Raw genomic sequence first — 25,473 nt, 5'->3', positions numbered from 1 at the left:
CCATCTAAGCTGATGAAAGCTATGCCAGTTCTTAGTGCGTAACGAATTGAAAGATTGAAAAATCTAGCGGACACAACCTGTCCAATTGGTTCGTTACGATATTGAGATGAATGAGAAGAGCGAAAAGCTAGCCCTAAGACTTGGAGATATATTGACTCGGTTATACCGAGGTGAAGTGCTATCTATGAGTTGGTTGATGGAAGAATACGGTGTCAGTGAGAAAACCTTACGCCGTGACTTTAATCAGCGATTAGTTAATGCTCCTATCGTAAAAGTTGAAGACGGGTATAGATTAGAGACTCAGGTTCAATCTGGTACAACAACTGTCCAACGAACCTTTGACGAGTCAGGGTTATCAAGTCTGCTGCCTTCAAAGTTCAATATCAGCACGTCCCCTTCTACAGTCCTATTCAAAAACCCACGCATCGAAGACTCTCAAAAATACGATAGGATATTTGCACAGTTAGCCAGTGCCATTACCTCTCGAACGATCATTGATCTTACCTACCAAGATAGGATGATATCTAAGGTTCTCCCGTACCGCTTGGTGAACGACAGGGGTATCTGGTACCTCAGTGGGGTAGCGTCAGGACAACTATATTCGTACCGTATTGCCAAGATTTCACAGATTCACACCACTGAAGGTAAATACAATCCAGAACCAAAGGTGCTTGAGGACATCCATAGGATGGGAATGGAGTGGTTAACAGCAGAAAATGCAGATGTACTATTACAGGTTGATGCAGAGGTAGCTTCTCGCTTTGTTGATGACGTGATTCTCCCTAACCAGCAAGTACTGAAAGAACTATCCGATGGCAGTCTACTAGTCAGTAGCCGAGTATCAAAGTTAGGCGACATTATGCCAACGTTGAAACAGTGGATGCCTCGTATTGAGGTTCTGTCTCCCACTTCATTGAAACTTGAGTTAATGCGTGAGTTGTATGCCTCCCTAGAAAGGTTCTAGCAGATAGAACAGACATCCCTTCTCAAGTATGTTTACCCCATGTTCTTTGTTATCCAGTGCTGAACGATGAGTTCTACATCCGAGATAAACAGACTGAGCAACTAAGGAAACCCTCCGTTGTTATGAAGCATCCACAAACACAGTTTTTCACGATTTTGGGCGAGTTGAAGGGAACATACATATAATAATGCGCTCAGCGCTGAGATTGTTAATATTATGAAAATAAATTCCATTAACAATTCAAATCTGAAATCCGATAGAAATCCACACTTCTATTAAGCGACTTCCTCCTCCCTGTACCCAATGCCTAAGCTGCATTGGGTGAAACCATCAGAACACCCAATCAGTTACATAGAAGCTCGACGGATGTGTAATCCTTGCGTTTAGTTCATCAGATAAGGGGAAATACCCTATCATTCGTTGCCAAGCTTACAGCAATGCAACTGAGATAAATTGAGAACCAAAACTGGCCTAAGGCTCTGGTCTACCTCTTGTACTTGGCTTGAGTAATAGGGTTTATCGACTCCCTTAATCAACTGTGACTTCAATTTCATCAAAAGCATCCATTTCGATGTAGCTGAGAAAGTTCAATTCCCACATCGAGTAGAACTCGTGAACCCGTTCATCAGTAATACTCTCCTCAAACTGATAGAGGAGCTGAGCGAATCCTGATGAGAAGTCAAAGTCCACTTCTTTAACCAATTCGGGATATGGATACCCTACATAGCTGAAATCCGTGATGTAATCGAAGACCCATTGCTCACTAGTTTTAACCAGTCTTATCTCTACTGGATGATAACCACCGCTCTCAGCACCGTAGGAAGAATCACGGAAGTTAATCACTAATGATTGCGTTGACGATGTTAGCTTGTGCGAACGGTCAACAACCATGTTTAGTACATCTTGAAGATCGGCACTGACAGGCAGCAGTAATCGCTCAACATTGAATGTTAAATTCATAATAAAATCTCTTTAAGTTAGGTAGGTACATCGCCTTAGAACAAGGCTAGGTATGTAGATTCAGAAATCAGTCATCAGATTCAGCAGCCAAGGCTCTCAGCTCAGTTTTCACCGTCTCATATCGCTCAGACAGTCGGTGTAAAAACACGTTATCAGGTACAGGCTCAAGGATTGAAATCGTCCTTAGCACAGAAGCCATGAACCCTACCGAATTACTACTTCCGCCTGCTACAACTGGCTTCAAGACAGCAGATTTCATCGTTTTGTCTTTCTGCTCATCAAGTAGGGTAAAGATGTCCTCAAGCCTCACCCAAGCCTTAGAGAACAAACCAGAAGAAGAATTTTTAGATACTCGAATATAAAACTCCTTTTCATCGTCTCGAATCGCAATTTGATACTCCAACGTCCCATCTGACTTGGGACTTAACTTTGGGCTAACTCCCTCCTTAATAACGGTAAACGGATCAACAACAGCATCTTCTATCTTGTCGTTGCTCTGGTTTTCTTCAGTCGCTTTTACATGTTTACGGCTCATACAAATTCCTCTTATTCAGCCATTTCAATCAAGGCTTTAATCAGCCCTGTTTTATTACTTGTCGAACCAACGATGTAGCTACCACCACCATCGTCAGCATGAATACAAACCGCTACCACATGAGGATCAGTCTCATGTGGTAGCACAATGACAAACTCAGGGTTATCTAGGGCATAAGCCAAGAGGGTTTCCATGTCTTCATCAACATCACCTAATGTTACATCGGTATCATCAGGCTCAATCAAAATCAGGCATGTTGAAACTTCATCCCAAAATTTATCGGCCTCATTACGCTGTCCATCCCACGGAAGTAAAAGCTGTTCCACCAATTGCTCCTTGATTAATAAAGGCATTTCCAACGATTCAATACCTGCAATACTTTTCACTACAATCATTAAACCTCTCCTCTCAATTCCAGAAACGAAAAAGCCCCTGAATAGAACTAACTATTCAGGGGCATACATATCTAGAATATATAACTCAAAGCACCTTAGGTTCGGGTAACACCAAATTTTCACTCGCTTTCATCACCATATCAGACAGGGCATTTGCGCCACGCTCCAAGGCTATTCGGTCAAAATGCCTATAGTGTAACGTCGAAGAAATATCGCTATGGTTAAGGACACGTTGTACAGACGTCGCATCTAGCCCTGAGTGATTCAACAAATTAGATGCTACAGAGTGCCTAGCTGTGTGAAAAACTACGCCATCAAGATCAATTCCAGCTCGTTCTAATATCAGCGTCAATGCCTTACGTGGTGGGGATATATGTGTTCCTTGTCGACTTCCAGGAAACACATAAGGATTTCCCGACTGCTTTAAATCTCTAAGTTCATAAAGCAGCTCTAACATAAGGTCGGACAGATAGATTTGATGTGATTTTTTGTTCTTTGTTGTCTTAATAAACAACGTACGATCTTCAAACGACACATCATCCCAAGTCCTTTCAAGGAGCTCTGATATTCGACAACCTGTCAGCCATAACATTGCAATTAAATTACCCTTCACCTTGCAGTAGTAAGTTCTAGCCACTTTAATTAGCAATGCCGTTTCCTCAATATTCAGAAATCGCTCACGGGCACCACTCTCTGGTAGTAAGCTAACCTTGTTTGCATGGTTAGTAGTATCCCAGACCTTAGCTGATAGAGAACATAGCCCCTTAACGAGTGCAATCACCCTATTATTCGTCGCAACAGAATAGGGCTTCCCTTTATAACTCTCCGTTGCTAAGTGGGATTGCAGCTTCATGATGGCATGAGCTGTCAATTTATCCATCGGGATTTTATAGATAGGCTTACAACGCAAGAATCGGGTTTCGTCATCACGCCATGATTTCTTTCGGGTTTTCGCCCAAGGGAGGTACGTCTCATGGAAAAAGGTATACACATTAGGTACATCAACGACAGCACGAGAGTCCCTTTCAATCTTTGGATCAATGCCATCAGCAATTTGCACTTTCAATTTTCGAGCTTTCTTTCTCACCTCTTCCACGGTTAAATCGGGCCAGCGACCTAAAGCTATACTCGTTTTCTTCCTAGTCACAGGGCTGACATAACGTAAAAGGTAGCGACGATTTCCCGTTTTACCCACAAGTACCTTTAAGCCAATTACGCTGTTATCACCTCCACCGTCAGACCATTCAAGATCAGTAGAACGTGAATCTGCGGCAGGGATAGCTAAAGTCTTAATCACTGCATTGGTTAAGTTAATGGTTCTATTAAGTGCCATGACACAAATACTCCTATTTCGATCAGTCACTTAACCTTTATATATGTCTCAAGGGGTACTTTATTTCTAGAATTTCAACACGTGTAGTAACAGAAGAAGACCAGCAACCGTTGCCAGCACAGGGCTCAACGGTATATTTCCGACATTGATATTAGTGCAATGTATATTGCCGTCATTTACCTTTGTATTTGTGGCGTGATGCTAAACTTTATCGCCACAAGGTCATCAGAGAATGGAAATAACGGTACAACCAGTGTACCAATTACAGAGTGTGAGATTTAGCGGTGAAGTACCACACCACAAGCTTTAGACAGTGTCATTAGGGACGAACTATCCGTCACCTAACAACGAGCTAGCAGTATTCTCGTGACCAGATATAGACCAGAGCAAGGGAGAGATTCTATGAGAGGTTTTCGTTGGCAATATTCAACCTAGGTTCACACAAGCGCTACTATTGCCTGTATAGCTCACCACGAGGTTAAGAAGGTGAAGACAGGATATGAACAGGAAGAAGAATTTGGAAAGCTTTACGGGGCTGTTTTGGTGGGATTTTCAAGTGGAAATAGGTAAGCAATTTGAAAGAGTTAATTTTTTATAACGCTAGAAACAAAAAAGTCCCAGCCGAAGCTGAGACTTTCTATACCCCATAAGGGAAATATGGCAGGGGTGGAGAGATTCGAACTCCCAACACGCGGATTTGGAATCCGCTGCTCTGCCAATTGGAGCTACACCCCTGTAGAAACTACAGTTTATCACATTGTAGATTCAAAAAAACCTCGCAAAAGCGAGGTCTTCGAAATAAGTGGCGGAGCGGACGGGACTCGAACCCGCGACCCCCGGCGTGACAGGCCGGTATTCTAACCAACTGAACTACCGCTCCGCACTGGTTAGACATTTAAGTCTAAGTTTTTGTCTTCACTTTTTCATAAAAAGTGAAAATAAAATACAAGCCTGGCGATGTCCTACTCTCACATGGGGAAGCCCCACACTACCATCGGCGCTAATTCGTTTCACTTCTGAGTTCGGAATGGAAGTCAGGTGGGTCCAAATCGCTATGGTCGCCAAGCAAATTCTTTAATTCGGAAAGCTGTTTTAAGTTCTATTTACACATTCAATGTTCTTGCATTGAGTCCATCAAAACCCCTTGGGTGTTGTATGGTTAAGCCTCACGGGCAATTAGTACAGGTTAGCTCAACGCCTCACAACGCTTACACACCCTGCCTATCAACGTTCTAGTCTCGAACAACCCTTTAGGATACTTAAAGTATCAGGGAAGACTCATCTCAGGGCTCGCTTCCCGCTTAGATGCTTTCAGCGGTTATCGATTCCGAACTTAGCTACCGGGCAATGCGTCTGGCGACACAACCCGAACACCAGAGGTTCGTCCACTCCGGTCCTCTCGTACTAGGAGCAGCCCCCTTCAATCTTCCAACGCCCACGGCAGATAGGGACCGAACTGTCTCACGACGTTCTAAACCCAGCTCGCGTACCACTTTAAATGGCGAACAGCCATACCCTTGGGACCGACTTCAGCCCCAGGATGTGATGAGCCGACATCGAGGTGCCAAACACCGCCGTCGATATGAACTCTTGGGCGGTATCAGCCTGTTATCCCCGGAGTACCTTTTATCCGTTGAGCGATGGCCCTTCCATTCAGAACCACCGGATCACTATGACCTGCTTTCGCACCTGCTCGAATTGTCATTCTCGCAGTCAAGCGGGCTTATGCCATTGCACTAACCTCACGATGTCCAACCGTGATTAGCCCACCTTCGTGCTCCTCCGTTACTCTTTGGGAGGAGACCGCCCCAGTCAAACTACCCACCAGGCACTGTCCGCAACCCCGATAAGGGGTCAACGTTAGAACATCAACACTACAAGGGTGGTATTTCAAGGACGGCTCCACAAATACTGGCGTACTTGCTTCAAAGCCTCCCACCTATCCTACACATGTAGGGTCAATGTTCAGTGCCAAGCTGTAGTAAAGGTTCACGGGGTCTTTCCGTCTAGCCGCGGGTACACTGCATCTTCACAGCGATTTCAATTTCACTGAGTCTCGGGTGGAGACAGCGTGGCCATCATTACGCCATTCGTGCAGGTCGGAACTTACCCGACAAGGAATTTCGCTACCTTAGGACCGTTATAGTTACGGCCGCCGTTTACCGGGGCTTCGATCAAGAGCTTCGACCGAAGTCTAACCCCATCAATTAACCTTCCGGCACCGGGCAGGCGTCACACCGTATACGTCATCTTACGATTTTGCACAGTGCTGTGTTTTTAATAAACAGTTGCAGCCACCTGGTATCTGCGACTCTCGTCAGCTCCATCCGCAAGGGACTTCACCATCAAGAGCGTACCTTCTCCCGAAGTTACGGTACCATTTTGCCTAGTTCCTTCACCCGAGTTCTCTCAAGCGCCTTGGTATTCTCTACCCGACCACCTGTGTCGGTTTGGGGTACGATTCCTTACAATCTGAAGCTTAGAGGCTTTTCCTGGAAGCATGGCATCAATGACTTCACTACCGTAGTAGCTCGACGTCGTGTCTCAGCCTTAAGAGAAACCGGATTTACCTAATTTCTCAGCCTACGCACTTGAACCTGGACAACCGTCGCCAGGCCCACCTAGCCTTCTCCGTCCCCCCATCGCAATTGTAAGAAGTACGGGAATATTAACCCGTTTCCCATCGACTACGCCTTTCGGCCTCGCCTTAGGGGTCGACTTACCCTGCCCCGATTAACGTTGGACAGGAACCCTTGGTCTTCCGGCGAGGAGGTTTTTCACCCCCTTTATCGTTACTCATGTCAGCATTCGCACTTCTGATACGTCCAGCATGCGTTACCACACACCTTCAACCGCTTACAGAACGCTCCCCTACCCAATGCACTAAAGTGCATTGCCGCAGCTTCGGTTTACTACTTAGCCCCGTTACATCTTCCGCGCAGGCCGACTCGACCAGTGAGCTATTACGCTTTCTTTAAATGATGGCTGCTTCTAAGCCAACATCCTGGCTGTCTGAGCCTTCCCACATCGTTTCCCACTTAGTAGTAATTTGGGACCTTAGCTGGCGGTCTGGGTTGTTTCCCTCTCCACGACGGACGTTAGCACCCGCCGTGTGTCTCCCGGATAGTACTTACTGGTATTCGGAGTTTGCAAAGGGTTGGTAAGTCGGGATGACCCCCTAGCCTTAACAGTGCTCTACCCCCAGTAGTATTCGTCCGAGGCGCTACCTAAATAGCTTTCGGGGAGAACCAGCTATCTCCAGGTTTGATTGGCCTTTCACCCCTAGCCACAAGTCATCCGCTAATTTTTCAACATTAGTCGGTTCGGTCCTCCAATTGATGTTACTCAATCTTCAACCTGCCCATGGCTAGATCACCTGGTTTCGGGTCTATATCCAGCGACTGAGTCGCGCAGTTAACACTCGCTTTCGCTACGGCTCCCCTAGATGGTTAACCTTGCCACTGAATATAAGTCGCTGACCCATTATACAAAAGGTACGCAGTCACACCACGAAGGTGCTCCTACTGCTTGTACGTACACGGTTTCAGGTTCTATTTCACTCCCCTCACAGGGGTTCTTTTCGCCTTTCCCTCACGGTACTGGTTCACTATCGGTCAGTCAGTAGTATTTAGCCTTGGAGGATGGTCCCCCCATATTCAGACAGGATATCACGTGTCCCGCCCTACTCGATTTCACTTTATATGCGTTGCCGGTTACGGGGCTATCACCCTGTATCGCACAACTTTCCAGAAGTTTCACCTGACGCATAAAAAGCTTAAGGGCTAGTCCAATTTCGCTCGCCGCTACTTTCGGAATCTCGGTTGATTTCTTTTCCTCGGGGTACTTAGATGTTTCAGTTCCCCCGGTTCGCCTCGCTGCGCTATGTATTCACGCAGCGATACTTACTTATGTAAGTGGGTTTCCCCATTCGGAAATCCCAGACTCAAATGGTTTTTACTACCTAATCTGGGCTTATCGCAAGTTAATACGTCCTTCATCGCCTCTGACTGCCAAGGCATCCACCGTGTACGCTTAGTCACTTAACCATACAACCCGAAGGAGTTTCGAGTTGATGTTCAAATCACCAAAGTTGTCTCTCATTATTTGAATGAGCGAGAGACATTTCGATTTTGCCGGACTCAATTTCGAATAATCACTGTAAAAGTGATATTCCCAAGAACACTTGAATGTGTTTTTTGGTGCTTGTCTTAAAGACAAACATTGAGAACTTTACAAACAAACTTAAAAGTTTGTTTTGTCAGCTTTCCAAATTGTTAAAGAGCTAATCACTTCCTAAGAAGTCATTTTCTAAAGACTTTCAGAGTCGAAGATTCTAACCACGTACGTTTTACTGAAGTGGTTTGGAATTCCTATCCAAAAATACTTAGAGAATGGTGGGCGATACCGGGCTCGAACCAGTGACCCCCTGCTTGTAAGGCAGGTGCTCTCCCAACTGAGCTAATCGCCCACATAAGTTTTGATTCTTCGTGGAGAAGAATGGTGGGTCGTGCAGGATTCGAACCTGCGACCAATTGATTAAAAGTCAACTGCTCTACCAACTGAGCTAACGACCCAATGGTATCCCGTAGGGGAGTCGAACCCCTGTTACCGCCGTGAAAGGGCGGTGTCCTAGGCCTCTAGACGAACGGGACACTGGATTGAAGATATTGGGATATCTTCGTCTCTTTTACTTATAAACCGTATCAATCTGTGTGGACACTCATCGTGAGTAATCATCGTTTAAGGAGGTGATCCAGCGCCAGGTTCCCCTAGCGCTACCTTGTTACGACTTCACCCCAGTCATGAACCACAAAGTGGTAAGCGTCCTCCCGAAGGTTAAACTACCTACTTCTTTTGCAGCCCACTCCCATGGTGTGACGGGCGGTGTGTACAAGGCCCGGGAACGTATTCACCGTGGCATTCTGATCCACGATTACTAGCGATTCCGACTTCATGGAGTCGAGTTGCAGACTCCAATCCGGACTACGACGCACTTTTTGGGATTCGCTCACTATCGCTAGCTTGCTGCCCTCTGTATGCGCCATTGTAGCACGTGTGTAGCCCTACTCGTAAGGGCCATGATGACTTGACGTCGTCCCCACCTTCCTCCGGTTTATCACCGGCAGTCTCCCTGGAGTTCCCGACATTACTCGCTGGCAAACAAGGATAAGGGTTGCGCTCGTTGCGGGACTTAACCCAACATTTCACAACACGAGCTGACGACAGCCATGCAGCACCTGTCTCAGAGTTCCCGAAGGCACCAATCCATCTCTGGAAAGTTCTCTGGATGTCAAGAGTAGGTAAGGTTCTTCGCGTTGCATCGAATTAAACCACATGCTCCACCGCTTGTGCGGGCCCCCGTCAATTCATTTGAGTTTTAATCTTGCGACCGTACTCCCCAGGCGGTCTACTTAACGCGTTAGCTCCGAAAGCCACGGCTCAAGGCCACAACCTCCAAGTAGACATCGTTTACGGCGTGGACTACCAGGGTATCTAATCCTGTTTGCTCCCCACGCTTTCGCATCTGAGTGTCAGTATCTGTCCAGGGGGCCGCCTTCGCCACCGGTATTCCTTCAGATCTCTACGCATTTCACCGCTACACCTGAAATTCTACCCCCCTCTACAGTACTCTAGTCTGCCAGTTTCAAATGCTATTCCGAGGTTGAGCCCCGGGCTTTCACATCTGACTTAACAAACCACCTGCATGCGCTTTACGCCCAGTAATTCCGATTAACGCTCGCACCCTCCGTATTACCGCGGCTGCTGGCACGGAGTTAGCCGGTGCTTCTTCTGTCGCTAACGTCAAATAATGCAGCTATTAACTACACTACCTTCCTCACGACTGAAAGTGCTTTACAACCCGAAGGCCTTCTTCACACACGCGGCATGGCTGCATCAGGCTTGCGCCCATTGTGCAATATTCCCCACTGCTGCCTCCCGTAGGAGTCTGGACCGTGTCTCAGTTCCAGTGTGGCTGATCATCCTCTCAGACCAGCTAGGGATCGTCGCCTTGGTGAGCCATTACCTCACCAACTAGCTAATCCCACCTAGGCATATCCTGACGCGAGAGGCCCGAAGGTCCCCCTCTTTGGCCCGTAGGCATTATGCGGTATTAGCCATCGTTTCCAATGGTTATCCCCCACATCAGGGCAATTTCCTAGGCATTACTCACCCGTCCGCCGCTCGACGCCGTTATCGTTCCCCGAAGGTTCAGATAACTCGTTTCCGCTCGACTTGCATGTGTTAGGCCTGCCGCCAGCGTTCAATCTGAGCCATGATCAAACTCTTCAATTTAAGATTTTGTTCGGCTCAACGAATACTGAACATTACATAAGTAATGTTTGAATTGACTGTGCTGAGTCTTTCGACTCAATGGTCACTTCGTTTCATTGAAACCTAATTTGATACCGCTTTCCGTTAAGAAAGAAATATCTAATTGGATTATCATCAACGAGTGCCCACACAGATTGATAGGTCTATATTTTTAAAGAACTTTTCTAACTAACTCACCGCCTCAGCGCCTCGTCGTTAGGGGTGCGTATCTTACGCTTCCAAATTTGAGAGTCAAGCATTTTTTCAAATTCTTTTTTCTCTCTTCCCGACTCTCTGTGTGACTTTCGTCTCACTCCGTGTCGGTGGATGCGCAGTATAGGGAATCCAGAAATGAGCGCAACCCTTTTTTTGAAAAAAACATTCCAAGCGGTTACTTATCCATCAAATGCGTAATATCTGCATATTTCTTCGTCACATTTGAGACATATCACAGCAATTGGTTGGAAAAACACCAACCATATACGTAAGATTCATGTGTCTATTTTGTTAATAGGCAGCCAATCTCTTTATCATCTATATGTAGTAATCAAAATGACGTCTAAAAAAAATCTGATCTTGTGTGCTGGGTTGGCGGTCATTGGGGGAATCATCTTCTCTCAGTTACCTGTGCCACCTGCCTTGAGCTTTGTTATCGGTGTTGTCGCTACTGCTTTTCTTTTTTCACTTTCTAGCAAAACACCTGTTCTTCAATCCTCGGATTCCGATCCTTCAACTAAAACGCTGTATGTCGGCAACCTTCCTTATAAGGCAAATGAGAGTCACGTTCGTGATTTGTTTGCTGAGTATGGTCAGGTTTATGCAGTACGCTTAATGAAAGATAAGCGCACTGGTAAAAGAAGAGGGTTCGGTTTTGTAGTGATGGCTGCGGCAGATGCAAAACCTGCTATCGCTAAACTCAATGAGAAGGAATATATGGATCGTACGCTTAAAGTACGTATCGCTAACGACCCTAAACACCCGGATGGCGGTAAACCTGAACAGGATTAAATCCTAAATTCGCCAAACAGGTATTCAGTGCATCTTCTTGCCAAGGAGGTGCACTGGCATAAATCTTCTTGCTCCCCTCCTCTTTACTTTCTTCCTTCATATCACTTATTAGTAATGCCTTTACTCGACGTGCAATGGCCTCACCAGAATCAACTAACGTAACCTCTCCACCTAATGCTTGATGAATTTCGTCTTTTATTAGAGGAAAGTGAGTACAGCCTAACACTGCAACGTCCACTTTATTACGTAATGGGAGAAGAATGCTTTCCAGCTCTGGAAGAGAGATGCTTTCACCACGTAGCTTTTCTTCTGCCATATCCACTAATCGAGTAGAGCCTAATAACTCGACTGGTTTACCTTGGGCGAAGTCGCGAATAAGTTCATGGGTATATTGACGAGTTACGGTCGCAGGCGTAGCAATGAGTCCTACACCTTGAGAAGCGAGTAACGAGGCAGGCTTAATCGCAGGCACCACTCCGACAACCGGAATAGATAGATTTGCACGCAGTGATGGCAGCACGATAGTACTTGCGGTATTGCAGGCGATGACGACGATGTCAGCTTGATGCTCTTCGACCAATGCTGCCACCAGCTTATTAACGCGAGTAATCAGCACATCTTGGTCGAGTTCGCCATACGGATAGGCTTCGTTATCGAACAGATACAAGTAATCCATGTGTGGTAGAAGTCGGTGGATTTCTTGGAAGACCGATAGCCCTCCGACCCCGGAATCAAACACTAGGACTTTTTTCTTACTTGATGTTCGCACGAGTCTTACCTGCAAATTAGAGACTCGGCGATCATACTGGTTAGATTTGTTTTGGCAATGCTTTGGCTTGGTATCTTTGATGGCAGAATCGCTCCCCTATTTCCACTTCAAGCTTAGTCAATTCTATATGTCCTTGAAATGAAGGGGTTGATGTCACCAATGTATGGAATTCGCCATCTTCTCCGCAGGGATCAATATGACCGGGCAATGACTCAATCAGCGTTTTGTCATACCAACGCCCACACCACTCGGGCGGCAACACCTCTCCATCGGTGGTAACTAACATGGTTTGAATACCACGCTCGACAATTTCAAATGCCAATGCTTTGCTCTCTTCCCCCAGTAATGGGAATACGCACTCCCAACCGGCTGGTTCAATATAGCCGCGACGATAGTCTGCAATGCCATTACAGAACATATCGCCAAACGCGACCGCTTCTACATTCAGTCCACTGCTTTGTAGTGTGTTAACGATCGTAGATTGATAAATGTCGTTACTCGGGAACACTTCAGGCAGTTCTATAGTTATGAGCGGAAGGCCAAGTAAGTCAGCCTGCATTTGCACGACCTCAAGCGGGGTTGCTTGGAAAGGCACTTCTTCATCTACATAGGTGGTGTACAAACCAACCACTTGATAGTACGGATTTTCGTTTAGTCGCTCTAACGCTAACGTGGAGTCTTTTCCACTCGACCAACTGATCACGACACGTTTCGGTTCTGTCATCTTTTTTCCTTGTTACCTATTTCCACTCGGACCTGACTCACAATAAGAAAGACCGCCGATGTGGCGGTCTTGTTGGAATCAATTAGAAGCGGTAATCCGCAGAGACAAAGTACTGACGCCCTGGTGTAGCGTAACCAGTGTACATCTCGTAATCTTTATCAAAGGCGTTGCTTAGTTTCGCATTCACATCCCAGTCTTGGTTCACAGCATAAGACGCAGTGAAGTTCCATAGGCTGTAGCTAGGCAGTCTTGTGTTGCCATTAAAGCGCTCACCTTGATAAAGGTACTGCGAGCCCAACGTCCATTGGTCAAACGTCGCGTAAGCGTTCCACTTAGCACCACGCTTAGAGCGGTATGCTAGTTGGGTATCTTCTGCACCAGACTTATCGACAGGGTCTTTATAATCTAGGTAGAACTCATGAGATACGATATCTGTATCGAGTTTCACTTCTAGTTCGACACCTTTGATCTCGGCTTCACCAACGTTTTGCATGCCAGAGCCTTCCCAAATCAACATGTTTTCAATTTGGTTGTAGTAACCCGTCACCGTCCAATCAACAACTGATACGCCTCCAGAGACAGAGATCTCCGTGTTTTCTGACTCTTCCGGTTTTAGGTTTGGCATTTCGTACCCCGGATAGTACAAGTCAACAAAACTCGGCGCGCGAAAAGCGGTGCCGTGGCTCAGCGTTAACTCGTAACCTTCGTAAAACGTCCAACCCGCAGCAGTTTGCCACGTGGTGTTGTTACCAAACTGGTTGTTGTCGTCATTACGTACGCTTGCTTCTAATGTCCATACGTCATAAGCGTATTGAGCAATAGCGCTAACACCGAAGTTGGTTCTTGGGTTCTTTTCTGGATCGTAACTCTGGGAAGGTCCCCAATCACTTGGTGCGATATAGCCCTTCGCGAGCTTCTCTGTACGGTAATCCAAACCACCACCAACACTCAGTTCCTCGGTAACACTGTACGAGTTCAACCAAATCGCATTGAACTGCTCAATAGCAACATGATCGCCCGTCGTTTTACTTTGACCTGATTTATGGTCGTAGTTGTCTTGTTGACCATACGCCAACTTCAGTTCAGATGAGTAAACGTCTTTGTTGTATTCCAACGACAAGTCCGCGCCGACATATTCTACTTCACCGGTTTTCTTTTCGTGCTTATCAACCGTGCCCCAAGCTGGGTTGCCATAGCTACTATTGTCGTAGTCATATTCATTGTCGTAAGCACTCAACCCAACGTAACCAGATAAGTTCTCAGAGAAGTTTTGTTGGTAGCCTAGTTTAAGGTTGAGCGTTTCAAAGCCGTGCTCGTCACCATCGTTCACACCCGGTAGAGGTTTAACGTTAAAACCATCTGTTTTCTCGTAACCGAGCACACCCTTAAAGTGTTTACCGTCACCTACGGGCTTAGAGACAACAAACGTGCCTTTCTTGTGATTCTCCGACCCATACCCTGCCGAGACACGGCTCGCGTCATTATCAATGTCTGCACGAGTAATAATGTTGATTACACCAGAAATCGCTTCCGAACCATAAATAGAGGCACGCGCACCACGAATGTAGTCGACACGTTCAATAGAGTTAATTGGAAATTGGTTGAAGTCGATGCCACCCATGATTGCACGAGGCATACGAACCCCATCAACCAAAACGAGTACCTGAGATGAACTGCCACCACGAACAAACAGCGAAGCACTTTGACCACGACCGCCGTATTGGGCAACTTCGATACTCGGTAAAGTTCGGAATACATCAAACAAGCTATCAGCCTGAAGGCGTTTGATATCTTCTTTGGTTACCGTAACGGTTTGTGCGAGAACCGCACCATCAACTTGTTTGAATCGGTTTGCAGTAACGACAACCGTTTCGTCTACGGAGGCTTCTTGGGCCTGTAAATAAAAGGTAGGTGAAAGCAGCGATGCACACGTGATCGCAAGAAATGTTTTTCTCATTGTATTGTCCTAAGTCGCGTAATTCCTACTGAGCCCTACTCGTATTGAGCAGTCCAGTGCTGTGGCTCAGTTGCTGGCAGGTATTCGGACTGAAGAGCGAGGTTATACCATCCTACTTGCTCGACTTCCCACATAAACTAATGCAGTGTCTTAATGAGCGTTCGTTCTCTTTTACCGCTGCGCGTCAGTTCTGGATTTCCACCAGATTCCCATTTCAGCCATCTAGATTGCTAGATAGCACCAGCTTGGGGCAAATACTATTAAGCTATTGATTATTTGTCCAGCCAATATTAGCCCTAACAATTGTAACGTTTTGGTTCATTTCGCCCTCAACTGACACAGAACACACTATCTTTAAATCAATTGGGGCACAAAACTGGACATCCTATTGAGATTGAATAAAATCTGCGCTCTTAAATTGAATGCACCATAAAAGGTAAGATCATGGCTACTCTTGATGTAAATCCACAACGCTACCAAGAACAACTGGCTGAAAAAGTCGAACGTCTCACTGATATGTTCGCGCCATACAACGTGCCAGAACTGGAAGTGTTTGAATCACCAGAGCAGCACTACCGTATGCGTGCTGAGTTCCGTGTTTGGCATGAGGGTGAAGACCTTTACTACATCATGTTCAACCAAGAAACTCGTGAGAAATACCGCGTTGACCAATTCCCAGCAGCAAGCCGTCTGATCAACGACCTGATGCCACTATTGGTTGAAGCGATGAAAGACAACGAATCGCTACGTCGCAAACTGTTCCAAGTCGATTTCCTATCGACGTTAAGCGGTGAGATTCTGGTTTCACTGCTTTACCATCGCCAGCTTGATGAAGAGTGGATTGAAAACGCGAAAGCCCTTAAGCAGCGTTTGAATGATGAAGGTTTCAACCTAAACATCATTGGTCGTGCTCGTAAGATGAAGATTGTCTTAGACCGCGACTACGTGATCGAGAAGCTAGACGTGAATGGTCAAAGCTACATCTACCAACAAGTTGAAAACAGTTTCACTCAACCAAACGGTAAAGTGGCAGAGAAGATGTTGGAATGGGCAGTCGACTGCACTCAAGAAAGCACTGGCGACCTACTAGAACTTTACTGTGGTAACGGTAACTTCTCTCTGGCGCTGGCACAAAACTTCGACCGCGTTCTTGCAACTGAATTGGCGAAGCCATCTGTGGTTTCTGCGCAATACAACATCGCAGCGAACGAGATTGATAACGTACAAATCCTACGTCTATCAGCAGAAGAGTTTACTCAAGCAATCGAAGGTAAGCGTGAATTCCGCCGCCTACAAGATGCAGGTGTGGATCTGAAGAGCTACAACTGCAATACGATTTTTGTCGATCCACCACGTTCAGGTATGGATGTCGACACTTGTAAAATGGTGCAAGGCTACGAGCGCATCATGTACATCTCTTGTAACCCAGAGACTCTTAAAGAGAACTTGGACATTCTATGTGAAACCCACAACGTGACGCGTTTTGCACTGTTTGACCAATTCCCTTACACACACCACATGGAAGCAGGTGTACTGTTGGAACGCAAAGCGTAATCCACCAGCCTCAGGCATAAAAAAAGCGAGCTCAATGGCTCGCTTTTTTGTTGGATTCGTTTTGCTTATTCAGCGGTGGTCTTCTTTTCCATGAAACCCAGTTTCTTACCGATCCACGCTAGGAGAATCATTGAAACTAGAATTGCGAAGAAGTTAGAGCCTGCTTCTGGGTACTGCGCTTTAATAAACGCAGAGTGACCAAATGCACCTACGAAGAAACACGCCAGACCAACAAGTGGGATATCTTCTGATACTGGGTTGTTAAGGTATTCTTGGTACAGCGCCTGTACAGCTAGCACGAGTGCAATCAGAGGGAAGATTGAAAAAGACACTTCGCTCATGGTCAACCATGACAACAAAGCATCACCACACATACCTGCAACCAGTGCCAAAATCAGCGTTTTCTTTTCAGATTTATTTCCATTCGACATTATTCTATCCCGCCTTTTAATCGGTTACGTTCACGTTCTTTGCGATACCAATAGGCCCCTTTGGCTATCATTCGCAATTGCATGATCAATCGCTCGGCGAGTTCATCGCGCTCGCGTCGATCTAAATCTAAAGCTTCCGCACCAGAGCTAAACACCAAAGTAACCGACGCCTCTGCTTGAGTGAACGCCTCTTCTTTGGTCATGCCGGTGCTCATTAAGTACTCAGTTAATTCTGCCGCAAAATGCTGAATTTCTCGAGCGACGGCAGTACGAAATTCAGAGGAAGTGCCGGAGCGCTCACGCAACAATAAGCGGAAAACGTTAGGACTACTTTCAATGAATTCCATGAAGGTTTCAACTGAAGTTCGAATCACACTGCCTTCTTTGACAATACGCTGACGCGCCTGACGCATCAGTTGTCGCAACAACAAACCACCTTCATCAACCATGGTTAAGCCCAGCTCGTCCATGTCTTTGAAGTGACGGTAAAAAGAAGTCGGTGCAATTCCTGCCTCTCGGGCAACCTCACGCAAGCTGAGATTGGAAAAGCTGCGATCCGCACTGAGTTGATTAAATGCCGCATCGATCAACGATCGACGTGTTTTTTCTTTTTGCTGCGCGCGGATTCCCATCGATTTCATTCTTTAACTTGCTCTTTTTCTATTGGGTACGAGAGCTTCAATATAACGCATATCGCACCCACGTATAAAGCGACGTTATCTGCCGATAAGCGGCGAGCACGTTACTATTGCCATGCACCCAATTGCAATTGTCTCGCTTCAAATAGTAGACATACAGCATACCAATTAGTTCTTTTGGGCGATTCTGCGTGATCACTTCCACTCTCTAGCAGGCATTACGTGTTCCCAATAGAGTAAATGAGTTAAAATCCCGCTACAGCAATGTTAAGCAAATATAACAAGGAAGACATCATGGCGCATGCTAATCACTATGACGTGATCGTAATTGGTAGTGGCCCGGGCGGTGAAGGGGCGGCAATGGGATTGACCAAAGCCGGACTGAATGTTGCCATCGTAGAAAAGGAAAGCAGTGTTGGTGGCGGTTGTACGCACTGGGGAACCATACCATCCAAGGCATTGCGTCATGCGGTTAGTCGTATCATCGAATTCAATAGCAACCCATTATTCTGCCGTAATAACACCAGCCTTCATGCAACATTTTCTGACATTTTAGGTCATGCGAAATCGGTCATTGATAAGCAAACTCGACTTCGTCAGGGCTTTTATGACCGCAATTCATGCACACTGTTGTTTGGTACTGCGCGCTTTATCGATAACTACTCCATCGCGGTGATGCAAAGTGACGGTACGGAAGAAGTGTACTCAGCAGATAAATTTGTTATCGCTACGGGCTCTCGTCCATACCAACCAAATGACGTCGACTTCTTGCATGAGCGCATCTACGACAGTGACTCTATCCTGAGCCTGAAACACGATCCTCGCCACATCATCATTTACGGTGCGGGCGTGATTGGTTGTGAATACGCCTCAATCTTCCGCGGTTTAGGTGTGAAGACCGACTTGATTAACACTCGTGACCGCCTGCTCTCTTTCCTAGATAACGAAGTCTCGGATGCATTGTCTTACCACTTCTGGAACAGTGGCGTGGTAATTCGTAACGATGAAACATTCGAGAAAATCGAAGGCACTGAAGATGGTGTTATCGTGCATCTTCAATCTGGCAAGAAGATGAAAGCCGACTGCCTACTGTATGCGAACGGTCGAACGGGTAACACAGACAAACTCAACTTACCTGCGGTTGGACTTGAAGGTGATTCGCGCGGACAGCTCAAAGTGGATGGTAACTACCGTACAGAAGTAGAACACATCTACGCCGTCGGCGATGTGATTGGCTACCCTAGCCTAGCGAGTGCAGCGTATGACCAAGGCCGTTTCGTGGCACAAGCCATCACTAAAGGACAAGCTGACGGCAATCTGATTGATGACATCCCAACGGGTATCTACACCATTCCAGAAATCAGCTCAGTGGGTAAAACCGAGCAAGAACTGACTGCGGCGAAAGTGCCTTACGAAGTGGGACGCTCTTCGTTCAAGCATCTCGCTCGTGCACAGATTGCAGGTAAAGACATCGGCAGCTTGAAAATCCTCTTCCATCGCGAAACCAAAGAGATTCTTGGTATTCACTGCTTTGGTGAGCGCGCTGCGGAAATCATCCACATCGGTCAGGCCATCATGGAACAAAAAGGTGAAGCCAATACGATTGAATACTTCGTCAATACCACCTTCAACTACCCGACGATGGCAGAAGCGTATCGCGTAGCAGCACTGAACGGGTTGAACCGATTATTCTAATTCAATTGGGTTGCCATGATCCAAAAGCAAAAACAGCAGGTTTCGACCTGCTGTTTTTTTATGTGTAACTAGGCAAGAAAGCTTCCCTTGCGCCATTGATAGAAGAAGATAGCGCCGAGTCCAATCCCTCGCATTGCCATAAAACTGGTCATCGCAAACCACAGCGCATGGTTTTGCCAACCAGAGAACAAAAAGAATATCGCGAAGAAACAGCAAGTCGCCACAAACATACTGTTTCGCATGTCTTTACCTTTAGTGGCACCAACAAAGATGCCATCAAACAGGAAACACCACATCGATGCTAATGGCATGATCACCAACCAAGGCAGATACACCGAAGCTTGCTGCTGCACCGCTTCAATCGAAGTGATCATGGCGATCAAGTGCGATCCCGCCAAACCAAATACCGCAGTCAAACCTAAACAGATGATCAGACTCCAGAAGAAAGTACCAATCAACGAAGCACTGAGTTGCGCTCGGTCTTTGGCACCAATCGCTTTGCCAACCATGGCCTCCATGGCATAGGCAAATCCGTCCATGCCATAGGAAATCATCATCAAGAAACTCATCAATACCGCATTAGCCGCAACCACATCATCACCAAAGCTCGCACCTTGGAAAGTCATAAAGCTAAACGTAGCTTGTAAACATAGCGAGCGTAAGAAGATATCGCGATTGAGTTTTACGAACCGCCCTAGCCCATGTTGAGTATCGGTTAGCAGGCTCTTAGGTGATGGCAACAGACGGGCACACCACGTCCTCCATACACACATCAAGCCAAACGCCATGCCAGAGTAATCAGCAATCACTGAGGCTAGCGCTGCCCCTTCAACTTTCCAACCCAAACCAATCACAAACAGTAAATCGAGCGCAATATTGGTCACGTTGGTGATGATCACCATCCACATTGGGGCTTTGGAGTTTTGCGTTCCGAGTAGCCAGCCCAACAACACAAAGTTCATCAGCGCAGCGGGGGCACTCCACACTCGGATAGAGAAATATTGCATGCCGTAGTGCTTCACTTCAGCACTGGCATCACTCCAACCAAATATCAGATCCGCGATCGGGTTATGGGCAATAAGGAAGACTAACGCAAACAGCAGTGCCATCAGTGAGCCTTGCATAAACACCAAAGCAAGTTGTTTTCGGTCTTCACCACCATAGGATTGCGCCGCTAATCCAGTGGTCGACATACGTAAAAAGCCAAGCAACCAAAACGTCACACTGATCATGGTACTACCAAGCGCAACACCACCTAGATACCAAGCGTGTTCAAGGTGACCGATCACCGCAGCGTCAACCAAGCCCAATAGTGGAACAGTAATATTCGACAGCACCATAGGGATAGCGAGCGCTAACACTTGGCGATGCACTTGAGGATTCGATAAAGGAGAGAAGATAGAGTTTGTCACAGGCACCTCGTTGTTTAGATCAGCGAGTGTACCTGAGTACTAAGGGTCTGTTGACCTTTAGAGCTTATTTTTGCAGCTGTTTGTGGGTTCTTACTATTCAATCAAAAAAGAAAAAAGTTTGAAATACAACAACTCAGTACAGGAGAGCCACAAAGCTGCCCAAGGGTTCAGCCAAAAGCGCTTTACTCTTTGTTGATAGGTCATTGCTTAGAGTGACTAGGCGGCTAACCTATCGTCGCGATTAAAACGCTTTTATCTCGAACAAAATTTAACCGCAAAAGGTAAACAGACCCTCGTGCCTAGCCAATTACCACTTGATGTGAACGAGAACTGGCGTGAGACGATGCTTCAACATTGGGATCTTATTCAGCCAGCGCTGCCATGCTTTCCAGCGTGAGCAAAATCGGTCGAATGGCGAGAAGGCTTTGACCCATTGCGCCCATGGCAGCCAATGCAGTACTTGTTGTGCTGGTGCTTCAAAACCATGTGCATACGTATCTGAGCCGAGCTTCTGACCCCATTTACTTTCGGTTAAGTCACCTGCTAGTACCATGCACACTTCTGCCGATACAAAATGACGGCCCAGAGTTTGGATGAAAGTCGCAACGCGCGATTCATCACAATCGAGTAAAGCCATCTCACACAGAATCAATACTGGTGCTTTTTCAGGAATGCGCAGTTCATCTAACCAATTCATGTCTTCTACGCTGCCACAACGATGCTCGTAGCGTTCGTTTTTATGAAACAATCGCTGACGCCAAACCAGATTCTCGGTGACATCCAGTTCAATCCAGTGACAACGACCATTGTCCAAACGGTAGAAACGCGTATCTAAGCCCGCACCAACGTTAATGATCCAAGCGTCTGAGTGTTGTTGAAGAAAGTGACTAACCTGCTGATCGCACAGCTGAGTTAAAGTCACGTGCAGCAACTGCTTCTGATCGACGTCGCCACTGATGCAATCTGGTGCCATCTTGCAGCTCAAGCACGCTTTTGCAGCGATCGGATCGTACACCAAGCCGTTATCGACCAAGCTTTCGCGGCTACGCAAAAACAACGGTTTCAACAGATGATTGGGTACGTGATGTTGAGGCTTGGACATGGGCATTTCCTTGCGCCGAAAAGAAAATGGTTAAATAGAATTAGATGATAATAAATCTCAATATCACTTGCAAGTTTTAACGCAACAGCCAAACGCTCTGAATCAGTGCGAGCGTAACTATGCTCGGAAGAAAAGAAATATGCTTTGAAGAAAATAAAAGTGGAAATAGAAAGTGCAGAAAACACAAAGCCCAGCAGAACGCTGGGCTTTATTAGAATGCTTGAGGTAAGAAACCTACATCCAGTCAGTGTTACGGATGATGCCAACCGCCAGACCTTCAATCGTCAGGTGTTGCGATGTCAGGTCAACTTGGATTGGTGAAAACTCTTCATTCTCTGCATGCAGTAGAACTGTAGAACCTTTACGCTCTAAACGCTTCACCGTCACATCATCGTCAACACGTGCAACCACAACTTGACCGTCGCGCACATCTTGAGTTTTGTGCACAGCCAGCAAGTCGCCGTCCATAATACCGATGTCTTTCATACTTTCGCCGTTTACGCGAAGTAAGAAATCTGCTTTTGGTTTGAACATCGCAGGGTCCACTTGGTAGTGAGACTCCACATGCTCTTGAGCCAGAATCGGCTCACCAGCAGCAACCTGACCAATCAAAGGCAGACCTTGATCGTCATTTGCCGCATCTTCGAGTAGGATTCGGATCCCGCGAGATGCGCCTGGAATAATTTCAATCGCTTGTTTACGAGCAAGCGCTTTTAGGTGTTCTTCTGCGGCATTCGCAGAGCGGAAGCCAAGCTCACGCGCAATCTCTGCACGAGTTGGTGGCATTCCGGTGTCTTCGATTTTGCTTTTAATCAAATCGAAGACTTGTTGTTGGCGTGGCGTTAACGGCTTCATATGTCACCTGTCTTTTTATACAGTTAACTGTGAGTATATCCAGTAAATGGACAAATGAAAACCCAATTGGTTGTTTTTTAATTTATTTGCGCCAGTTTCAGATCCCATCCACAAACCTCAAGTGAGCATGCGTTTTAAACACGCACTAAGCAATTCGTCTAATGAAAGCAACAACCTAGGGGTTCGACTAATTTCCGCTCAATAAAATTAAAAGGTTTGACCAGTTTCTGGTATCCTTGCTGCGCTTAAATTTTATCGCCTAGGCTTATTTCTATAGCCGTATCTATTACCTTCTCTTTAGAAGAAGGCAAAGCGGACACTGAAATAAGGTTAGGCTTGTTTGAATACCTATCGAGGCTGTGAACTTTATGTCTTCTGGACAATCATTTTCACGTTCATTACTAAAACTACCTTTATCGGTAATGGTAAAGGGCACCACAATCCCATCGAATCCGATTGATGATCTCAACATCGACCTCACTAAACCGATTGTGTATGCCTTGCCGTTCCGTTCGAACGTGGATTTGCTGACACTGCAAAAACAAGCTTTGAGTCTTGGTCTGCCTGACCCGCTCAGTCCATTGGAAATCAATGGAAAGACATTAACTCGTTACGTGTTTATCGCGTCTCGTCCAACCGTGATGAGCAACGATAACGATGTACCGAGCGAGTCTGTTTCTCTATTTACAGAGTTACTAGAACTGCACAAACTCGACAGCGAGTTAGACGTGCAAATGATCCCTGCAACTGTGCTTTGGGGTCGTAAACCTGGTAAAGAAGAAAACCACAAGCCGTACCTGCAACCAATGAATGGTCCGCAAAAGGCAAAAGCGGTCATGGCAGCTGGTCGTGACTGTTTGGTGCGTTTTAGCCCAGTGGTTTCACTGCGTTACATGGCAGACTCTCACGGTACCGACAGCGCTATTGCACACAAGCTAGCGCGCGTTGCACGTATCCACTTCTCTCGTCAGAAGCTCGCGGCATCGGGTCCAAACCTACCTCAACGCCAAGTGCTGTTTGCACGCTTAATGAAATCGCCGGCGATTGAAAAAGCGATTGAAGACGAAGCGCAAAGCAAAAACATTTCTATCGAGAAAGCACGCAAAGAAGCCCATGACATCATGGATGAGATTGCAGCTGACTTCTCTTATGGTTTAGTGAAAAACGGCGATCGTATTCTTGGCTGGTTGTGGACGAAGCTTTACCAAGGTCTGCACATCAACAACGCTTCGACTGTTCGTCGCCTAGCGCAAGATGGTCATGAGATCGTGTATGTACCATGTCACCGCAGTCACATGGACTACCTATTGCTTTCTTACGTTCTATATCATGAAGGCATGGTGCCACCGCACATTGCTGCGGGTATTAACCTGAACTTCTTCCCGGCGGGTCCAATCTTCCGTCGTGGTGGTGCGTTCTTTATTCGTCGTAGCTTTAAAGGCAACAAGCTGTACTCAACGATTTTCCGTGAGTACCTATCAGAGCTGTTTGCTAAAGGTTACTCGGTTGAGTACTTCAGTGAAGGGGGGCGTTCACGTACTGGTCGTCTGCTTCAAGCAAAAACCGGTATGTTGGCAATGACGATTCAAGCCATGCTACGCGGTCTAAACCGTCCAGTAACGTTAGTGCCTGTGTACATCGGTTACGAGCACGTAATGGAAGTGGGTACTTACGCCAAAGAGCTTCGCGGTTCACGCAAAGAGAAAGAAAACGCAGGTCTTGTGCTGCGTACTCTGCGTAAGCTGCGCAACTTTGGTCTTGGTTACGTTAACTTCGGTGAGCCAATTCAGCTAAACCAATACCTGAATGAACACGCTCCTGAGTGGACGAAAGACATCGATCGCATGGGCGGCAGCAAACCACAATGGATGAACCCTGTGGTGAACGGTCTGGCAAACAAGATGATGACGCACATTAACGATGCAGCAGCGACTAACGCACTAACTCTATGTGCGACCGCGCTGTTGGCTTCTCGTCAGCGCGCATTGTCTCGTGACTCTTTGATCAACCAGATTGAATGCTACCTGAACCTACTTAAGAACAACCCATACTCAAACACTTCAACGGTTCCAACAGAAACGGCTGAAGAGTTGGTGGATCACGCTATTTCACTTGATAAGTTTGTGATTGAAACCGACACTATGGGTGACATCATTTCGCTGGATCGTAGCCAGTCGATTCTGATGACTTACTATCGCAACAACATCATTCACTTGTTCGCTCTACCATCATTGATTGCTCAGATGATTATTCGTCAGCGCAATGTGACCGTAGAGAAGATTCAAGAAAACGTTGCTCAAATCTACCCATTCCTGAAAAAAGAGCTGTTCCTAAGCTACAAGGAAGAAGAGTTGAACGAGTTGGTCGTGAAGATTTTGAACGAGTTCATTGAGCAGAAGATGGTTTGCCAAGATGGTGACAAACTGGAAATTAACCAGTCAAACAACCAATCATTGGTTCTGTTGGGTCGTACTATCACAGAAACACTGCAACGCTACTCTATCGCAATGAACCTACTGGTGGCAGACCAAGAGCTGGGTAAATCTGACCTTGAGCAGAAGAGCCAAGATATTGCACAGCGTTTGGGTCGTCTGCACGGCATCAACGCACCAGAGTTCTTCGATAAAGGTGTATTTACTGCAATGTTCAATACGCTGAAAGAGCAACAATACCTAGATAGCGACGGTAACTGTGATCTTGAGAAGACACAGCAATTTGCCAAACTGCTGTTTGCTCTGCTTTACCCAGAAGTGAAGTTGACCATCGAAGAGAGTATCCACCAGCTGCAAGCATAGTTCGCTTAAGCTCGATACCCACTCGACAAAAACA

General features: G+C 46.4%; 17 protein-coding genes, 5 tRNA genes, 3 rRNA genes and 1 riboswitch. Of the genes, 5 read left to right on the top strand and 20 right to left on the bottom strand.

Translation table 11 applies throughout. The features are described from left to right. Positions 1 to 106: 106 nt before the first annotated feature. A complete protein-coding gene (locus tag KJB05_RS00815; RefSeq protein WP_208446216.1) occupies positions 107 to 964 on the top strand; it encodes a WYL domain-containing protein in 858 nt (285 codons plus the stop codon). 528 nt (positions 965 to 1,492) lie between these two features. Here KJB05_RS00815 and KJB05_RS00810 read toward each other — a convergent pair. The 12 genes from KJB05_RS00810 to KJB05_RS00755 all read right to left on the bottom strand — a co-directional run bounded on the left by KJB05_RS00810 (position 1,493) and on the right by KJB05_RS00755 (position 10,481). Further along, positions 1,493 to 1,924, bottom strand: coding sequence for a DUF2787 family protein (locus tag KJB05_RS00810; RefSeq protein ID WP_208446215.1), 432 nt, complete (start codon positions 1,922 to 1,924; stop codon positions 1,493 to 1,495). Positions 1,925 to 1,991: 67 nt separating this feature from the next. Further along, positions 1,992 to 2,459: a hypothetical protein gene (locus KJB05_RS00805; RefSeq protein WP_208446214.1), complete on the bottom strand. Its 468-nt coding sequence runs from the start codon at positions 2,457 to 2,459 to the stop codon at positions 1,992 to 1,994. An 11-nt stretch (positions 2,460 to 2,470) separates the two neighbouring features. Then, positions 2,471 to 2,854 (bottom strand): hypothetical protein, encoded by a 384-nt coding sequence (locus KJB05_RS00800; RefSeq protein ID WP_208446213.1) that lies wholly within the window; start codon positions 2,852 to 2,854, stop codon positions 2,471 to 2,473. Positions 2,855 to 2,939: 85 nt separating this feature from the next. Beyond that, complete coding sequence (locus tag KJB05_RS00795) at positions 2,940 to 4,187, bottom strand: tyrosine-type recombinase/integrase (protein ID WP_208446212.1); 1,248 nt, start codon at positions 4,185 to 4,187, stop codon at positions 2,940 to 2,942. Positions 4,188 to 4,845: 658 nt separating this feature from the next. Next, positions 4,846 to 4,922: transfer RNA gene (locus tag KJB05_RS00790), tRNA-Trp, on the bottom strand. 68 nt (positions 4,923 to 4,990) lie between these two features. Further along, positions 4,991 to 5,067: transfer RNA gene (locus KJB05_RS00785), tRNA-Asp, on the bottom strand. Positions 5,068 to 5,136: 69 nt separating this feature from the next. Beyond that, positions 5,137 to 5,253: ribosomal RNA gene (gene rrf, locus KJB05_RS00780) — 5S ribosomal RNA — on the bottom strand. Positions 5,254 to 5,342: 89 nt separating this feature from the next. Continuing rightward, positions 5,343 to 8,233: ribosomal RNA gene (locus KJB05_RS00775) — 23S ribosomal RNA — on the bottom strand. A gap of 346 nt (positions 8,234 to 8,579) precedes the next feature. After that, positions 8,580 to 8,655, bottom strand: a tRNA-Val gene (locus KJB05_RS00770). A gap of 30 nt (positions 8,656 to 8,685) precedes the next feature. Continuing rightward, positions 8,686 to 8,761: transfer RNA gene (locus tag KJB05_RS00765), tRNA-Lys, on the bottom strand. 2 nt (positions 8,762 to 8,763) lie between these two features. Then, positions 8,764 to 8,839: transfer RNA gene (locus tag KJB05_RS00760), tRNA-Glu, on the bottom strand. An 89-nt stretch (positions 8,840 to 8,928) separates the two neighbouring features. Next, positions 8,929 to 10,481, bottom strand: a 16S ribosomal RNA gene (locus KJB05_RS00755). Together the 16S, 23S and 5S rRNA genes with 5 tRNA genes alongside form the textbook arrangement of a ribosomal RNA operon. A gap of 570 nt (positions 10,482 to 11,051) precedes the next feature. Between KJB05_RS00755 and KJB05_RS00750 the strand changes: the two genes are divergently transcribed. Then, the gene (locus tag KJB05_RS00750; RefSeq protein WP_009705144.1) at positions 11,052 to 11,507 is read left to right on the top strand and encodes an RNA-binding protein; all 456 of its coding nucleotides are present in this window, start codon (positions 11,052 to 11,054) and stop codon (positions 11,505 to 11,507) included. Here the strand turns inward: KJB05_RS00750 and murI are convergent. The 3 genes from murI to KJB05_RS00735 all read right to left on the bottom strand — a co-directional run bounded on the left by murI (position 11,470) and on the right by KJB05_RS00735 (position 14,957). Further along, positions 11,470 to 12,276, bottom strand: a complete 807-nt coding sequence (gene murI, locus KJB05_RS00745) for a glutamate racemase (protein WP_045417541.1) — start codon at positions 12,274 to 12,276, stop codon at positions 11,470 to 11,472. The genes KJB05_RS00750 and murI overlap by 38 nt on opposite strands. 40 nt (positions 12,277 to 12,316) lie before the next feature. Beyond that, positions 12,317 to 13,000: an adenine nucleotide alpha hydrolase gene (locus tag KJB05_RS00740; RefSeq protein WP_208445431.1), complete on the bottom strand. Its 684-nt coding sequence runs from the start codon at positions 12,998 to 13,000 to the stop codon at positions 12,317 to 12,319. Positions 13,001 to 13,082: 82 nt separating this feature from the next. Further along, complete coding sequence (locus KJB05_RS00735) at positions 13,083 to 14,957, bottom strand: TonB-dependent receptor (RefSeq protein WP_208445430.1); 1,875 nt, start codon at positions 14,955 to 14,957, stop codon at positions 13,083 to 13,085. Positions 14,958 to 15,014: 57 nt separating this feature from the next. Next, positions 15,015 to 15,217, bottom strand: a riboswitch (cobalamin riboswitch). Between the two features lie 184 nt (positions 15,218 to 15,401). Here KJB05_RS00735 and trmA point away from each other — a divergent pair. Further along, positions 15,402 to 16,511, top strand: a complete 1,110-nt coding sequence (trmA, locus tag KJB05_RS00730; protein ID WP_005438477.1) for a tRNA (uridine(54)-C5)-methyltransferase TrmA — start codon at positions 15,402 to 15,404, stop codon at positions 16,509 to 16,511. A 65-nt stretch (positions 16,512 to 16,576) separates the two neighbouring features. Here trmA and KJB05_RS00725 read toward each other — a convergent pair whose 3' ends face one another. Beyond that, a complete protein-coding gene (locus KJB05_RS00725) occupies positions 16,577 to 16,942 on the bottom strand; it encodes a YijD family membrane protein (protein ID WP_005430908.1) in 366 nt (121 codons plus the stop codon). Further along, complete coding sequence (gene fabR / locus KJB05_RS00720) at positions 16,942 to 17,583, bottom strand: HTH-type transcriptional repressor FabR (protein WP_005430912.1); 642 nt, start codon at positions 17,581 to 17,583, stop codon at positions 16,942 to 16,944. Before fabR ends, KJB05_RS00725 begins: the two co-directional genes overlap by 1 nt. Before the next feature lie 261 nt (positions 17,584 to 17,844). Here fabR and sthA point away from each other — a divergent pair, with 261 nt between their 5' ends. Beyond that, entirely contained in the window at positions 17,845 to 19,275 is a 1,431-nt protein-coding gene (gene sthA / locus KJB05_RS00715) for a Si-specific NAD(P)(+) transhydrogenase (RefSeq protein WP_012126563.1), read from the top strand. A 68-nt stretch (positions 19,276 to 19,343) separates the two neighbouring features. On the opposite strand, the gene dinF is transcribed toward sthA, so the two are convergent. From dinF to lexA, 3 genes are all read right to left on the bottom strand, one after another. Beyond that, positions 19,344 to 20,687, bottom strand: a complete 1,344-nt coding sequence (gene dinF, locus KJB05_RS00710; RefSeq protein ID WP_208445429.1) for an MATE family efflux transporter DinF — start codon at positions 20,685 to 20,687, stop codon at positions 19,344 to 19,346. A 307-nt stretch (positions 20,688 to 20,994) separates the two neighbouring features. Beyond that, positions 20,995 to 21,789: a class I SAM-dependent methyltransferase gene (locus KJB05_RS00705; protein WP_009695929.1), complete on the bottom strand. Its 795-nt coding sequence runs from the start codon at positions 21,787 to 21,789 to the stop codon at positions 20,995 to 20,997. A 234-nt stretch (positions 21,790 to 22,023) separates the two neighbouring features. Further along, positions 22,024 to 22,644, bottom strand: coding sequence for a transcriptional repressor LexA (lexA, locus tag KJB05_RS00700; protein ID WP_005438488.1), 621 nt, complete (start codon positions 22,642 to 22,644; stop codon positions 22,024 to 22,026). A gap of 368 nt (positions 22,645 to 23,012) precedes the next feature. On the opposite strand from lexA, the gene plsB reads away from it, so the two are divergent. Continuing rightward, positions 23,013 to 25,439, top strand: a complete 2,427-nt coding sequence (gene plsB / locus KJB05_RS00695; RefSeq protein WP_208445428.1) for a glycerol-3-phosphate 1-O-acyltransferase PlsB — start codon at positions 23,013 to 23,015, stop codon at positions 25,437 to 25,439. Positions 25,440 to 25,473: the final 34 nt, after the last annotated feature.

Origin of the sequence: Vibrio sp. B1ASS3 (assembly GCF_905175355.1) — a bacterium.
GTDB classification, from domain to species: Bacteria; Pseudomonadota; Gammaproteobacteria; order Enterobacterales; family Vibrionaceae; genus Vibrio; species Vibrio owensii.
The sequence above is the reverse complement of the archived record's forward strand: the minus strand, read 5'-3'. Positions and strand labels throughout refer to the sequence as shown.